This is a genomic window from Haladaptatus sp. CMAA 1909, assembly GCF_043952005.1.
Classification (GTDB): Archaea; Halobacteriota; Halobacteria; order Halobacteriales; family Haladaptataceae; genus Haladaptatus.
The window spans coordinates 58,680-73,362 of record NZ_JBIOAV010000002.1; the positions used below are offsets into that span (position 1 = coordinate 58,680).

A 14,683-nucleotide genomic window follows, 5' to 3' on the forward strand; every position below is an offset into this window, starting at 1 on the left:
ATCACAAGGTACATTAGCGATGGGTTCCTCGGGGGAGTCGAACGGCATGCACATCTGTAGCTTCCGGCACACAGCTGCGTCGGCTACGCAGTTGGGTGTGGTAGACGACGGAATCGTCAGCACGATAGAAACCGAATCGACGTCGCTCGACGCGGCCCTCGCAGACGGCGACAATTGGGATTCGCTCCTCGAACGGGCGACCGGAGCGGAGTTCTCGGTGGACGAAATCACGCTCGAATCGCCCGTCGAACGGCCGACGAACCTCGTGGGCATCGGCTTGAACTACGTCGGCCACGCCGAGGAGGGCGGGTTCGACGTGCCGGAGGAACCGGTCTTCTTCGCCAAGTCGCCCACCAGCATCACCGCCCCCGAATCGACCGTGGTCAAACACCCGGCGGTCGAAAACCTCCACTACGAGGGCGAGTTCGGCGTCGTCGTCGGCGACGCCCTCTCCCGCGCGAGTCCCGAGGAAGCCCGAGACGGAATCTTCGGATTCACGGCCGGAAATGACGTGACGGCGCGGGACGTTCAGTACGACGACCTCGACGCCGCGAACCCGTGGTATCGGTCGAAGAGCATGGCGACGTTCACGCCGCTCGGTCCGCGGGTGACGCCGGTCGGCGAGGGTGTGGACCCCGACAACGCGAGCATCGAGACGCGGCTGAACGGAAGCGTCGTCCAGTCGTCGAACACCGACGACCTCGTGTTCGACGTGGGCGAGGCCCTGTCGTACGTCTCGCACTTCGTGACGCTCGCGCCAGGAGACGTGGTTCTCACCGGCACGCCCGCCGGGGTCGGCGAGATGGTTCCGGGCGACACGGTGGAAGTCGAAGTCGAGGGCGTCGGTACCCTCACGAATACGGTGGAGTCGCCATGAAGTTCGGCGTCTTCCTCAACCAGTACTACACGCCGGATAGCGATTTCGAGGCGGCAGACCTCTACGAACAGGCCGAACTGATGGAGGACGTCGGGTTCGACGGCGCGTCGCTCGGGGAGCGACACATCCACCAGGAGGGGTTCGTGGAACCCATCACGGCGCTGTCGGCGCTCGCGGCGCGCACCGAGTCGCTCGAACTGTCCACGATGGCGATGTTGCCCGCGCTCTACAACCCGATTCACCTCGCGGAGTACGTCGCCATGATCGACGAACTGTCCGGCGGTCGGATGCGCTTCGGTGCCGCCATCGGCTACCGCGAGCGCGAACTCGAACCGTTCGGCGTTCCGACGAAGGGGCGGAGCAAGGTCTTCATCGAGGCGCTCCATCTGCTGAAACGCCTCTGGTCGGAGGGGAGCGTCACTCACGACGGGACACACTGGTCGTTCGACGACGTGTTCATCAGCCCCCGACCCGAGAACGGCATCCCGCTCTGGATCGGCGGGCACGCCGACATCGCCATCAAACGCGCCGCCTACCGCGGCGACGGGTGGATCGCAAGCGCCTCCTCTACGACCGAGGATCTGAAACACCAGATCGGCGTGTACGAGGACGCGTTGGACGAGTTCGGGATGGACCGCTCGGAGAACGACGTGATACTCATGCGGGACTGCTTCATTGGCGACTCCGTCGGGGAAGCGCGCGACACCATCGAACCGTACCTGCTGACGCTCTACCGGATGTACGCCCGCTGGGGCCAGACGTACATGGACGAACACGAAGTCGAGGTCGATTACGACGAACTGGAGGAGAAGTTCGTCATCGGAACGCCCGACGACTGCGTCGAGAAGCTCCGAACGTACGAGGACCTCGGCGTGGACCAGGTGTACATCCGATGTCAGTTCCCCGGCCAGCCACAGGACCTCACCCTCGACTGCCTCGAACGGTTCGGCGAGGAGGTCATCCCGCCGTTCGCATGAGCGTCGAAACCGTCGGTTACATCGGGTTGAACCACCACCACTGCGAACCCTACCTCGCGACGCTCGAAACCCTTCCCGTCGACGTGACGTGCGCGTGCGAATCGGACTCGACGTTCGACCCGGCGAGCGTGGTCGGACTGGAGAATGTCCCCGTCTACGACGACCCCGAGACGCTGCTCGCCGAGGAGGACGTTGACGCCGTCGTCATTAGCCTCTCGAACCGGAAGACACCGAGGGTCATCGAATTGGCCGTCGAGGCAGGGGTGCACGTCTATACCGAGAAACCGGTCGCGCGCACCGCCGCCGAACTCGAACCGCTCGTCGGGTACGTCGCGGACGCGGACGTGACGGTCGGCGTCTCCTACACGTGGCAGGGACACCCCATCACGGAGCAATTGAACGAACTCCTCGAAACCGGGTTCTACGGGGACCTCAGGGCGTTCGAGGCGCGTTTCATGGCGTCGAAACTGGACTACCGCGACACGTCGCACTTCATCTTCGACGTTGACGCGAGTCGCGGCGGAATCCTCCAGTGGCTCGGAATCCACTGGATACAGCTTCTCACGTGGCTCCTCGAAGAGCCGATCGTCCGGGTGGACGCGCGAACGTCACACGGGACGCCCAACGTCTCGGTGGAGGACGGCGCGGTCGTCCAACTCGAATCCGCGTCCGGCGCGCTCGGCACGCTCCAGTGTGGCTACTACCTCGGCGAGGAACTGTACGACACGCAACTGAACCTCTACGGAACCCGCGGGCGGAGCATCTGGGACCCGATGGGCCGCGAGTTCGGCTTCGACGGCGAGACGACGGTCGAACTCGACTCGTTCGGCGACGAGTGGGGAAGCACGCCCCACCGAACCATCGTCCACGATTACGACCCGGCACCCGGATACGGCGGCCGCCCCGGACGGGAGTTCATGGAGGCGTTCTTCGACGCCTGCGAGTCGGGCGACGAACCGCCCGTCGGCCTCGACGCCGCACTGGACGTCCTGAAAATCCTCGACGCCGCCTACGAGTCCGCCGAGACGAACGAATGGGTCGCCGTCGAGTGACGAGATATTCGCGATACAGCGACGGAACGTATTTTTAAGGTGTCTTCGAACGCGACGGTATGAAACGACGGACCCTACTCGCATCGGCCGCCGGAACATCCGTTGCTATCACGGGCTGTGTCTCGAATCTGGGTCGGAAATCGAAGAACCGCGGCGTCGTGCTGACGAAGTTGTCCATCGAGAACGATAGCAGGGTTTCACGTACAGTGGCTGTAAAAGTGATTCACGACGATACGACAATTCTATCGAGTGAATACGAGGCCGGTCCGCGACGCGGTGACGTTCTCGGGGGTCAAGTTATCGAGGCCGACTTCCCGACCGAACCCGGCGACGTCGCGATTCGTGCGGAAATGGGTACCGAACGGGCAGCGGTAGACCTTGCCGACGAAACGGGAAACGGATGCTCGAACGTCCAAATCTGGATAGAATCGAACGGGACTCTCGCCATCTTCACGAGCAACGAGGGAACCGCGTGCTTCGAGACGTGACCGACCGAGACGAGCCAACTCGTGGCGTCGATGAGGATACCCGTCCTAGAGCAGTTTTCACACCGTAACTGACCGCTTAGAGCCCGAACGGAAACAGCACCGGTTTGTTTTCGTCCGTCAACTGGCCGCCGTACTCGCAGTGTTCGAACGCCTCCGCGTACTGAACCTCCCGTCCTCGCTCCTCTCCGTACTGTTCGACGAGCAGGTCGCGGTAGCGGTCCGCGACTGCGGCGAACTCGGGCAGGTAGCGGTTCCGCAACCACTCGCGGCGTCTGTCCTCGTCGTTCGGCACCTCGTCCGCCTTTCCGATGTTGTACGGGAGCCACTCGTACATCTGTGACTCGTGGCAGTGGAGCATTTCCATTTTCTCGTCGATGACGTCGTCGATGGGGACGACGACGTCCGGGTCGAACGGCGTCGGTTTCTGGAAATCGTCGGGAAGGTGAGCGATGACGGGGTTGTACGTGAGGTGCGGCGTCCCGGTGCAGATGTTCGGGACGGTGACCATGTAGGCCGCGTCCTGCACCAAATCCGCGGTGTAGCGATGGTCCGGGTGGTAGTCGTTTGGGCGGTGGGTGACGACCAAATCGGGTTCGTACTCCCGAATCAGTCGAATCACCTTGTTTCGGTTCTCGATGGACGGCGTTAGTTCGCCCTCGTGGATGTCGTAGGTGACGTACTCGACGCCGATGACGTCGGCTGACTGCTGCGCCTCGGCCCGTCGGCGTCGGGTGAGTTCGATGCCGCCGATTTCGTGGTGGCCCGCCTCGCCGTTGGTGAGCGAGACGAACAACACGTCGTGGCCGAGTGCGCTGTACTTCGCCGCCGTGCCGCCGGCGCGCAGGTCGGGGTCGTCCATGTGCGCGCCGATAATCAGAATACGGAGTCGGTCCTCGGGGACCGAAACGTCGAACGTCGGAACTGATACGTCGAATTCGGGCATCGAATCTACCTCTCGCGGAGGGGTACAAAACCGTTTCCGAGGAAATCTTTATCGTCTTGCCCTTTGAGGTCCATCTGTCCGATGTCAGAGCTAGCGCGTAACGGTGGGCCGAGAGCGGCCGAACCGTTGCAGATTCCGGAGTGGCCACAGATAACCGACGCGTGCAGGGAGTACGTCAACGACGCGCTCGAAAGCGGGAACTGGTGCCGAAACGGCGGCGGGACGTACTGCGACCGGTTGGAAGCCGAGTTCGCGGACTATCACGACGCCGAACACGCCATCGCGGTGAGCAACGGAACCATCGCCATCGAATTGGCCCTCCGCGCGTGCGGCGTCCAACCCGGCGACGAAGTCATCGTCCCGTCCTACTCGTTCATCGCCAGCGCGAGCGCGGTGCCCTACGTCGGTGCCGTCCCGCGGTTCGTCGATACCGATCCGGAGACGTACAACATCGACCCCGAGTCGCTGGCGGACGTCATTACCGAGGAAACGGTGGGCGTCGTCGGCGTCCACTTCGCCGGCTATCCCATGGATTTCGACGAAATCCTCCCGATAATCGAGGACAACGACCTCTTCCTGATCGAGGACGCTGCACACGCACAGGGGAGCGAGTGGAAGGGGCGGAAAGTCGGTGCCATCGGCGATGTAGGCACCTTCTCCTTCCAGGAGAGCAAATCCTTGCCGAGCGGCGAGGGCGGTATCGTCGTCACCGACGACGACGTCATCGCCGACCGCATTCGCCTGATGCACAACATCGGCCGCTTGCAGGGCGAGACGCGATATCACCACCGAACGCTCTCCTCGAACGGTCGTCTCTCGGAGTTGGCGGCGGCGCTCGCGCTCGCCCAACTCGAAACGCTCCCCGAGGAGAACGAGATTCGGGAGCGAAACGAATCCGTACTGCGTGAGGAACTCGACGGCATCGGCGGCATCACTACCAAGCCGCGGGACGAGCGAATCACGGCCCGAGGATACTGTCTGTTCAACTTCCGATACGACGAGGACGCCTTCGGCGGGCTGAGCCGCGACGCGTTCATCGAGGCGATGAACGCGGAAGGCGTCCCCGTTGGCGACGGCTACGAGATGCCGATTTATCGACAACCGGCGTTCTACCGCGAACAGGTTCGGGCGCTGTTGCCCTCAGATACCACGCTTCCGAACTACCGAACGCTTCACCTTCCCGGCGCGGAGCGACTCTGCCGGGAGAACGTCGCCTTCTCGCACAAAGTCCTCCTCGCCGACGAGACGGGTATTCGCTCCATCGCGGACGCGATTCGCAAGATCCAGGCGAACGCCGACGAACTGCGGTCGCGGAACTGATCTTTCGATGACGTTTCGTGCCGGAAGCGCGACGCGCGATACCACGCCGGATTCACCGGTCCCGATGAGCGGCTACGGGGCCAGAGACGGTCTCTCGACGGGAGTTCACGACCCGCTGTCGGCGAAAGCGTTGGTCCTGTCCGACGGCGCGACGACGGTCTGTATCGTCGCCGCCGACCTCCTCAACGTCTCCCGCGAACTCTCGGTTCGCGTTCGGCGACGACTGTCCGTCGCCGGAATCCACCTCGACGAACTCGTTTTGACCGCGACCCACACCCACGCCGGACCGTACGTTCCAGCGCCGGTCATCGACCGTGACCCGCTGCTCGCGGTCGAAGCGGACGTTTCGGAAACCGTCCGGGAAATCGAGAACGGCATCGTCGGGAGCGTGACGGACGCCCACGGTGCGCTGGAACCCGCCACCATGTCCGTCGGGCGAGCAGAAAACGCGGACGTGCCGATAAACCGCCGCGCCACCGGTGGCGTCAGTGGGAACGTTCGGATGCCGCACGGACCCGTCGACCCGACGGTCACGGCGCTCGCGGTGACGACCGAATCGGGAATCGAAACGGTACTGTTCAACTTCGCCTGCCATCCCGTCTGCACGACGCCGGGAGAGACGCTGCTCTCGGCGGATTGGCCGGGCTACGCCTGCGCCCACGTCGCCGCGGAGACGGGGGCTCGGGTGCTGTTCGTCAACGGCGCAGCGGGCGACATCAACCCGCGAGACTCGTCCGAACCGCGAGAGGGGGAGGAGGTGTACTCCTACATGGAGGAGGTCGGTACCTCGGTCGGGGAAACCCTCTTGCGCGCACGCGCGCAAGCAAGGAAGTCGGATGCCATCGCCACCCCGCAACTCCTCGCCGACCGTCGGGAACTCCGCCTCCCACTGAAGTCGGTCCCGCCGCGCGAGGAAATCGTTGCCCGACTCGCCGACCTCGAATCGGAAATCGAGCGGCTCGAAGCAGACGGGAACGACGACGCCATCGCGAGTCGACGGTGGAACCTCCGATACGTACAGTCCCTGCTCGGCATCGCGGACTGGGACGCGAAACGGCTTCCGGCCAGTGTGGGATACGTCGAAATTGGTCCGGTCGGAATCTTGGGAATGCCGGGGGAGATTCTCCTCGAACACGGCCGTCGCTTCGCTTCGCGTGCGACCGCCGAAACGCTCGTGTTGGCCGGATACGCGGACGGCTACGTCGGCTACGTGCCGACGCTCGCCGAGTTGGAAAACATCGGGTACGAGGTTCGGATGGCGAAAATCGCCCCGGAAGCGATACTCGAATTCCGCGACGCGGGATTCGATTTAGTCTCCTGATCAGTTTATCCACTCGTCTTCCATCGTCTCCGGTGCGACGGTCTGCAGTTCGTCGTTTTTCACGAACCCTTCGGGACGCCCCCGAAGCTGTTCGACCATCCGTTCACGCCACTCCTCGACCAGCGACTCGTCGTCCGGGTCAGCGCTCAAATCGACCGTCTCGCCGGGGTCCGTCGTGAGGTCGAAGAGCAGTTCGTCGCCCGTCACGGGATAGTAAATGTACTTCATCCCCTCGTCCACGATGAACTGGTTCGCGTTCTCCACGTCGTAGGTTCCGGGCGTGTGTTCGCCGTGGTACCACTCCCGCCAGTCGGTTCGGTCCGGATTTTCCACGAGTTCGAGCAGGTTGCGGCCCTCGATCGAATCGGGGACGTCCGCGCCCGCCACTGACAACAGCGTGGGCATGATGTCCTCCAATCCGGTCGGCCGGTCGATGACCTGCTCGCGGTCGGCCTCCATCGACTCGTGGAACTTCATCAGCATCGGCACGCGGGCCGACCCCTCGTAGCCGTACGATTTCCGCCAGAGGTAGTGGTCGCCCAGCATCTCACCGTGGTCTGCGCACATGAGGATGAACGTGTTATCGAGTTCATCCCGAATCCGCAGTTTGTCGAGGACACGTTTTATCTGCTGGTCGATGTGGGTGATGAGGCCGTAGTACCCCGCTCGCGCCCGGTGTTCGATGGTGGGGGAGAGGTCGGCGACCCACGCTTGGGCCATCGGATACGTCGGGATTTTCTCGCCGTAGAACTCGTCGGCCCAGTCGCCCCGGTACGGACCGGGAATGTCGCGATCGACGTACATGTCCCAGTACGGTTGCGGCGGGTCGAACGGCGTGTGCGGACGGACGTAGGAGAGGTTGAGGAAGAACGGACGGGTCGGGTCGCGCTCGTCTAAGAAATCGAGGGCGCGGTTCGTCGTCCAGTTCGTCGGGTGATAGTGTTCGGGAAGGTGCCACGGGCGGGGGTCCCATGAGTTTCGCCCCAATCCGTGGGACGTCTCGTCGAACTTCCCGTCGCTCTCGCGTTCCATCCACTTCGTGTAATCGTCGTCGGGGAAGTCAAACAACCCCTCGTGTTGCTCGATGTCCTGAAAGCCACAGTGGTTGCGGTTCGGGATGGAGTGGAGTTTGCCGGTGAGTTTCGTCTGATACCCCGCCTTCGACAGTTCGCCGGGCAGCGTTGTCTCGAACGTCCATGGGGTCGTCTTCCACCCGGGACAGCCGTTTCCGTACGCCGTTTGCCCGGTCAGAAGGCTTCGACGCGCCGGGATGGACGACGGCGACGGGGAGTAGTTGCGCGTGAACATCGCGCCGTCGCCGACGAAACTGTCGAGGTTCGGGGTGTGAATGAGCGGTCTGCCATCGCCGTCGACCGGACTCGCGGGGTCGGCACCGATGGAGTCGCCTCGGTGCTGGTCGGTCATGATGAACAGGATGTTCGGTCGGTTGGCCATGTGGACACTGTGCACGGCGCGGATAAATAGATGTAGGCGAGGGGGTCGAACGGCGTCACGAGGAAGGATCAGAACTTATCCAGCGTCGACCAGAACCAGTCCGGGCGGGCGATCCGACCCGCCAGTTCATCCGTCGAATCGACTCGCCCACCGTCGAGCGAACACCCGTTGTGGAGGCGGACCATGGGGGCCTCGCCGGTGGCATCGAGCATCGTTTCCTCGGAGAGCGACACATCGGCGTCGGCAAGCGAGTCCGCGAGCGTGCCGAGCGGGGGTTCCAAAACGATGCGTTCCCGATCGCGCTCCGAAAGCGCGTTCCAGCAGTCGATACGGAACCGCTCTTCTTCCCCGCCGAGATATCCGGTTTCGTGACAGACGGCGGTCTCTTCGGTCACGGAGTAGGCGAGGTAGCCGCGGACCTCGCCACCTTCCTCGTACAGGAGAACGTCGTCTCGATCCACCAGTTCGCGGAGTATCCATCCGCTCCAGAGCGCGGACGGACGGGCGAACGTCCCGTCCCGTCGGCCGAACGACCGTCGGTACAGGTCGACGAGCTCGTCGAGGTGCCGGTCGGCGTCGAACGGAATCCATTTCGAGCCATTGCCGGAGCGAGACGGAAGGGTCGGCGGGTCGGCGACGACGCGCTTCGTGGACGGAAGCCGTCGCCACCCGAGGCGCGAGTAGAATCCCGGGTCGCCGATGAGGAACGAGACTGAGACACCGCGTTCGACGAGGAAGGAGACGGCCGACCGCAGAAGCGTGCTGGCGTGTCCTTCCCCGCGATGCTCCGGGAGCGTCATCACGTTGCCGATGGCCCCCACGTGTTCGAGCCGTCCGCCGAGGAAACACTGGCGCTGGTAGATTTGGAGCGAACTGGCTATTTCGCCGTCGATCAGCAACAGCAGGGTGTTTTCGAGGGGTAACGACGGCGCGTCCATCGTGCGCCGTCGGAAGAGTTCGAACGTTTCGTCGGGGAACGCGCGTCCGGCACGGGCGGCGGTTTCCCCCACCTCGTCCCAGTCACTCGCCGAGCGAATTTCCGGTGATTCTGTCATTGGAGTACGTGGGAAACCGCATCATTTAGCACTTCGTACTCTTCTGATGACACGAACGGGAAACCAATCTTTAGGACCGGTCCGTGCGTGGAAATGCCATGGGTACCTGCACCCGAATTCACGACCGTTTGGAATCGAACGACGCCGCCCTCGGCGCGCGCGCGACTGCAATCTCGCCGACGTTGGCCGAAGTGTATGGACGGTTGGGGTTCGACTTCGTGTGGGTCGACCTCGAACACACCGGCCCGAGCGCGGACGACGCGACGGCGCTCGAACACCTCGTGCGCGCCGCCGACCTCGCCGGAACCGAGTTGCTCGTCCGGATTCCGGGACGGGAGCCACACACCGTCCGCAAGGTCCTCGACGCGGGCGTTCGAACCGTCCTCGTCCCGCGGGTCGAAACGGCAGCGGAGGTCCGCACCGTCGTCCGAGCGGGACGGTTCGCGTACGACGGCGGATCGGGGGACCGCGGCGCGGCAGCCGGGTATTCGTCCCGGTGGGGGAACCCGCCGGACGGATATCCGGCGCGGGAGGACGAAACCGTCCGTATCGGCGTCATGCTGGAGAACGAGACGGCCGTCGGGAACGTGGACGACATCCTCGCGGTGCCGGACCTCGGCTTCGTCTTCGTCGGGCCGAGCGACCTGTCCATCTCGCTCGGCCACCCGTTCGAGACGACCCACCCGACCGTACTCGACGCGATAGAGACGGTTCGGGCGGCCGCTGTCGCCGAAAACGTCCCACTGGGCGGCATCAGAAACGGGATCGAAGAGGCGCGGAATGCCATCGAAGACGGCTATCGTATACTTCGGATCGGCGACGAGGTTTCCGCGGTGCGGTCGGTGTTAGGGCCGCGATTGGACGAGATCAGGACGGACGGCTGAGCGTCGTTCGAATATTGGCTGGACGACAGACCGTCATTCGAGCAGCGACCGGACGTTTTCGCTCCGAACCAAGTCGGTTTCCGCCTCGCTCAAGGGCAGGTGTTCGACGTAGTTGTAGTAGGAGTCGAAAATCCGGAGCGGGAGTTTCGGCCCCACGACGAGGTGGTCCGGGCCGACCGTCTCCGCGATTTCGGCCACCTGATGGGTGAAGTAGAGGAAGAGGTCGTCGATGGTAAACAGCGTCCGACCGGTTCGAACCGAGTTCTTCAGTCGAACGCCCTCCTTTTGCTTCGTGCAGGTCTCGCGGTGAACCCGTTCGACGTTCGCCCAGAGGTCTGCCACGATGACGTCCGTCTCGGGACACGACATGAGCAAGTCGATGAGGGAATCGATGTGGTCGTCCGTGAAGTACCTCGATCCGCCGTCCTCGTACCCGCGCAACAGGACTCGCGGATGGCGGCCGCGCTGGTCTTCGAGGACGGCGGTGATGATGACGGGGACGTCCAGTTCGGCACAGCGGTCCAACAGTGCCTTCGCCTCCGGGTCGTCGAGGTCGTAGTCGTGGTAGTTCGGCAGCAGTTTCACGGCGCGCATCCCGAAGTCGTTGACGCACTCGGCCAAGTCCTGTCGCCAAGCGGTGTAGTCGGGGTTGATGGTCGCGACGGGAATCAGTCGGTCCTCGTAGCCACGAAGCGACTCCGCGAGTTCGCGGTTCCCCTCGTGGCAGTTGCGGTAGAGGACGCTTTCGAACGAGGAAACGAGCGACTGATCCACCCCTTTTCGGTCCATCAGCGAGACGAGGTCGTCGGGCGAGGAATCGAGGGAGCGGAACGGCCAGTGGCCGACGCCGGAGTTCACCGTGACGATGGTCTCCTCGCGTGGTTGGGCGCGCTCCTCGAACCGGATTCGTGCCTGTTCACGTCGCTCTTCCAGTTCGGCCTCGTCGTATTTGTTCGGAACCGTGTCGGGAAGCAGGTCCTCCATGTTGTACGCGATGGTCGTCTTCTCCTCGGGGGTCAGGTCGATACCGTCGAGTTTCCCGACGCCGGGGAGGAGCCACGTGTCGGTCCCGTGGACGAGGCGGTCGACGCCGACGTACTCGGCGGCCATCTCTATCATGTCCGTCTCGCAGTTGCTGCCCGAGATATCGAGGATGACGTTGTCCTGATGTTCGACGTTCTTGATCCGGTACTCCGCGTCGCCGCCGGCGACGATGTGGGCGGAGATGAGTTTCAGGTCGGGATACCGCCGTGCGAGCGCCATCACGTCCTCGGTGTGCGCCTCGCTCTCGTCCCAGTTCTCCTTGTCCACGTCGAGGCGTTGCATCACGTGGGCGATGATGGGGACGTCCATGTCCACCGCGGCCTCGGCGAGCGGGAAGAACGCCGGGTCGGAAATCGAGGTGGTCGTCGGCATGAAGTGATGTTTCAGGCCGAGGAGGCCGTCCTCCTCGACTGCCCGACGAAACTCCCGTACCGCCTCCTCGCCGAGTTCCGGGTCCACCCGCGCCCATCCGTAGAACAGGTCCGGGTACTCCTCGACGTACTTCGCGACGATTCGGTTGGACTCGTAACACTCCTCGATGGTCGTTCCGACGTTCCCTATCAAACAGATCTTGTCCACGCCGAGGGCGTCCATCTCGCCGCGTATCTGTTCCGCCCGTTCCGCCCGTTTCTCGGGCGTAGACTCGTCCTGCGTCCACAGGTGAAAGTGGCTGTCTATCATCGACGAACGAATACCCACACCCGATCGGATTAAACCTTCTGTCGGCCGCAAGGGAGGTAGGAGAAGGCTTATTCGCCGGTCGTGTCATTGCACCCCATGGAATCGGACGCAGTCGTTCGACGAGTGGAACAGCAACGCGGCTTTCTGACCGACCTTTCGATGGACCTGTGGAACCGACCTGAACTCGGGTTGGCGGAACACGAATCGTCCGACCGACTCCGCGAGGCGCTTCGGGCCGAAGGATTCGAAGTCACCACCGACATCGGCGGGATGCCGACGGCCTTCGTCGCTCGCTACGGTGACGGTGGACCGACGGTGGGAATCCTCGGGGAGTTCGACGCCCTCCCCGGACTGTCACAGGAGGTGGCCGCGGAGCAGAAACCGATAGAAGAAGGGAAACCGGGACACGGATGCGGTCACAACCTGCTAGGCGTCGCGGGCGTCGGCGCGGCGATCGCGCTTAAAGACGCCATCGACGACGGCGAACTCGACGGGTCCGTCGCGTACTACGGCTGTCCGGCGGAGGAGACGCTCGTCGGAAAGGTGTTCATGGCCCGCGAGGGCGTCTTCGATGACCTCGATGCGGCCCTGACGTGGCATCCGGGTCGATACAACTCCCCCTTCATGTCGAGCACGCTCTCGCTCAACTCGGTCCGATACGAGTTCAGCGGCGAATCGGCACACGCCGCGGCGTCCCCCGAATCGGGTCGGAGCGCCCTCGACGCGGTCCAGTTGTGTAACACCGGCGTGGAGTACATGCGCGAACACGTCCCGGACGACGCGCGGATACACTATTCGATAGTCGATGGCGGGGACGCGCCGAACGTCGTTCCCGCGAACGCGACGGTCTGGTACTTCGTCCGCGCTCCGGAGCGGGAGACGGTCGAGGACATCCAGACGTGGCTGGACGACATCGCGGAGTCCGCGGCGACGATGACGCGAACCGACGTGGAGCGCGAGTTCCTCACCGGATGTCACGGCGTCCTCCCGAACGAGACCATCGGCGAGGTCATGTCCGAGCGGATGGAGGGACTCGACGCGATTCCGTACACGGACGACGACCGCGCGTTCGCCGCCGACCTCAAGGAGTCGCTCTCGCGGGAGACGATAGACGGCCAACTCGCTGACCTCCCCTCGGACGTGTTCGAGGAGGTGGATTCACACGCGTTATACACCGAACCCCTCCCCGCGTACGACGCCGGGACGACGCGCTCGGGATCCACGGACGTCGGCGACGTCAGCCGAATCGTTCCGCTGGGGCAGTTCTGGGGGGCGACGTGGCCCGTCGGAACGAACGCTCACTCGTGGCAGGCGGTCGCCGCCAACGGGAGTTTCGCGTCCAAAGGGATGGTCTACGCCGCGAAGGTCCTCGCGGGAACGGCCGCGGAACTCCTCTCGGACCCCGAAACGCTCCGCGCGGTGCGCGAGGAGTTCGAGGAGAACGGCGGGGGCGGGTACGAGACGCCGCTCCCGGAATCGGTAGCGTCGCCACCGGAGCCCTCCGACTGAACGGCGTCCCGTCGGAAGCTATAACTCGTTTTCGCGGGATCGGAAACCATGCGAACCGCACGCATCCTTTCGGTCGCGCTCGAAGTGCCGACCGACGATGAACTCGGGGAACCGCCGGAAGACAGGGTCGAATACAATTTGAACAACGTTTTGGAAAGTCTCGATAAGGCCGCACGCTGGGACCCGGACTTCGTCAGCTTCCCGGAACAGATGCTCCACCGACGAACCGTCGGCGAGGGGCGAATCGAGGCGGCACAGACGATTCCGGGTCCCGCCACAGACGCCGTCGCGGCGAAAGCCGCGGATCTCGGGAGCTACGTCCTGCTGCCGATGACGGAGCGGGACGGCGACGACTACTACAACTCAGTGGCGCTCATCACCCCGGACGGGAAGGTCGGTGGCCGCTACCGAAAACTCCGACCGACCGTCGGCGAGATGGGATACGGACTGCGCCCCGGACGGGAGGCGGCGGTCTGGGAGACGGAGTTCGGGCGCGTCGGCGCGGCGGTCTGTTTCGACCTCATGTACCCGGAAGTGGGTATCGAATACGCCCGAAACCGCACGGACCTCCTCTTTTTCTGTAGCCACCTCCGCGGCGAGGAGCGCCTCCGCCACTGGGGACGCGATTACGGCTACCACATCGTGAAGGCGTTTCCGAGCGCGGCGGAAGTCGTTCGTCCGACCGGAGCGGTCGCCGCCCGAAACGTCGGGCTTTGGGAGGGACAGGAACCGCTCGCGGAGTTGGAGAACGGCGGAACGGCCCGCTTCGCGTTCGCCGAACTCAACACCGACTGGAAGACGTTCACGCGGATTCCCACGAATCGCCGGGCGGTCGAGGAGATTCAGGCGCGCTATCCCGACGTGATCTACCACGACTCGCGGGGAAACGAGACGTTCGCCCTCGAATCCCGCTCGGAGGACGTGACGGTCGCCAACCTTGAATCGGAGTTCGGGATGGTCACGTACCGGGACTACCTCGACTGGACCGGCCGCGCGTGTATGGACGAAGCGCCCGAAGCGCGACTCGGGATGGAGGAGTTCCCCGAGGTCGAGTGGGAGCCGTAACCGAACGGAACC

General features: G+C 63.9%; 13 protein-coding genes. 9 read left to right on the forward strand and 4 right to left on the reverse strand.

Annotation, left to right across the window (positions count from 1 at the left end):
• Positions 1-19: 19 nt before the first annotated feature.
• The 4 genes from ACGYLY_RS18375 to ACGYLY_RS18390 are packed head-to-tail and all read left to right on the forward strand — an operon-like array spanning position 20 to position 3,394.
• Positions 20-877, forward strand: coding sequence for a fumarylacetoacetate hydrolase family protein (locus ACGYLY_RS18375; RefSeq protein WP_395284348.1), 858 nt, complete (start codon positions 20-22; stop codon positions 875-877).
• Positions 874-1,854, forward strand: coding sequence for an LLM class flavin-dependent oxidoreductase (locus tag ACGYLY_RS18380; protein WP_395284347.1), 981 nt, complete (start codon positions 874-876; stop codon positions 1,852-1,854). The genes ACGYLY_RS18375 and ACGYLY_RS18380 overlap by 4 nt, the downstream gene beginning before the upstream one ends.
• Positions 1,851-2,906 (forward strand): Gfo/Idh/MocA family protein, encoded by a 1,056-nt coding sequence (locus ACGYLY_RS18385; protein ID WP_395284346.1) that lies wholly within the window; start codon positions 1,851-1,853, stop codon positions 2,904-2,906. The genes ACGYLY_RS18380 and ACGYLY_RS18385 overlap by 4 nt, the downstream gene beginning before the upstream one ends.
• A gap of 59 nt (positions 2,907-2,965) precedes the next feature.
• Positions 2,966-3,394 (forward strand): hypothetical protein, encoded by a 429-nt coding sequence (locus ACGYLY_RS18390; protein ID WP_395284345.1) that lies wholly within the window; start codon positions 2,966-2,968, stop codon positions 3,392-3,394.
• Between the two features lie 76 nt (positions 3,395-3,470).
• Here the strand turns inward: ACGYLY_RS18390 and ACGYLY_RS18395 are convergent, their stop codons facing one another.
• Positions 3,471-4,337: a PIG-L deacetylase family protein gene (locus tag ACGYLY_RS18395; RefSeq protein ID WP_395284344.1), complete on the reverse strand. Its 867-nt coding sequence runs from the start codon at positions 4,335-4,337 to the stop codon at positions 3,471-3,473.
• Between the two features lie 81 nt (positions 4,338-4,418).
• Between ACGYLY_RS18395 and ACGYLY_RS18400 the strand changes: the two genes are divergently transcribed.
• Positions 4,419-5,657, forward strand: a complete 1,239-nt coding sequence (locus ACGYLY_RS18400; RefSeq protein ID WP_395284343.1) for a DegT/DnrJ/EryC1/StrS family aminotransferase — start codon at positions 4,419-4,421, stop codon at positions 5,655-5,657.
• Between the two features lie 7 nt (positions 5,658-5,664).
• The gene (locus ACGYLY_RS18405; RefSeq protein ID WP_395284342.1) at positions 5,665-6,978 is read left to right on the forward strand and encodes a neutral/alkaline non-lysosomal ceramidase N-terminal domain-containing protein; all 1,314 of its coding nucleotides are present in this window, start codon (positions 5,665-5,667) and stop codon (positions 6,976-6,978) included.
• Here ACGYLY_RS18405 and ACGYLY_RS18410 read toward each other — a convergent pair whose 3' ends face one another.
• Together ACGYLY_RS18410 and ACGYLY_RS18415 are read right to left on the reverse strand one after the other, a co-directional pair.
• The gene (locus ACGYLY_RS18410; RefSeq protein ID WP_395284341.1) at positions 6,979-8,433 is read right to left on the reverse strand and encodes an arylsulfatase; all 1,455 of its coding nucleotides are present in this window, start codon (positions 8,431-8,433) and stop codon (positions 6,979-6,981) included.
• Positions 8,434-8,501: 68 nt separating this feature from the next.
• Positions 8,502-9,488, reverse strand: a complete 987-nt coding sequence (locus tag ACGYLY_RS18415; protein WP_395284340.1) for a GNAT family N-acetyltransferase — start codon at positions 9,486-9,488, stop codon at positions 8,502-8,504.
• A 98-nt stretch (positions 9,489-9,586) separates the two neighbouring features.
• On the opposite strand from ACGYLY_RS18415, the gene ACGYLY_RS18420 reads away from it, so the two are divergent.
• Positions 9,587-10,372, forward strand: coding sequence for an HpcH/HpaI aldolase/citrate lyase family protein (locus ACGYLY_RS18420; protein WP_395284339.1), 786 nt, complete (start codon positions 9,587-9,589; stop codon positions 10,370-10,372).
• A 33-nt stretch (positions 10,373-10,405) separates the two neighbouring features.
• Here ACGYLY_RS18420 and ACGYLY_RS18425 read toward each other — a convergent pair whose 3' ends face one another.
• Entirely contained in the window at positions 10,406-12,097 is a 1,692-nt protein-coding gene (locus tag ACGYLY_RS18425) for an amidohydrolase family protein (protein WP_395284338.1), read from the reverse strand.
• Positions 12,098-12,193: 96 nt separating this feature from the next.
• Between ACGYLY_RS18425 and ACGYLY_RS18430 the strand changes: the two genes are divergently transcribed.
• On the forward strand, positions 12,194-13,606 hold the full coding sequence (locus tag ACGYLY_RS18430) for an amidohydrolase (protein ID WP_395284337.1): 1,413 nt from the start codon (positions 12,194-12,196) through the stop codon (positions 13,604-13,606).
• A 48-nt stretch (positions 13,607-13,654) separates the two neighbouring features.
• Positions 13,655-14,671 (forward strand): carbon-nitrogen hydrolase family protein, encoded by a 1,017-nt coding sequence (locus ACGYLY_RS18435; protein ID WP_395284336.1) that lies wholly within the window; start codon positions 13,655-13,657, stop codon positions 14,669-14,671.
• Positions 14,672-14,683: the final 12 nt, after the last annotated feature.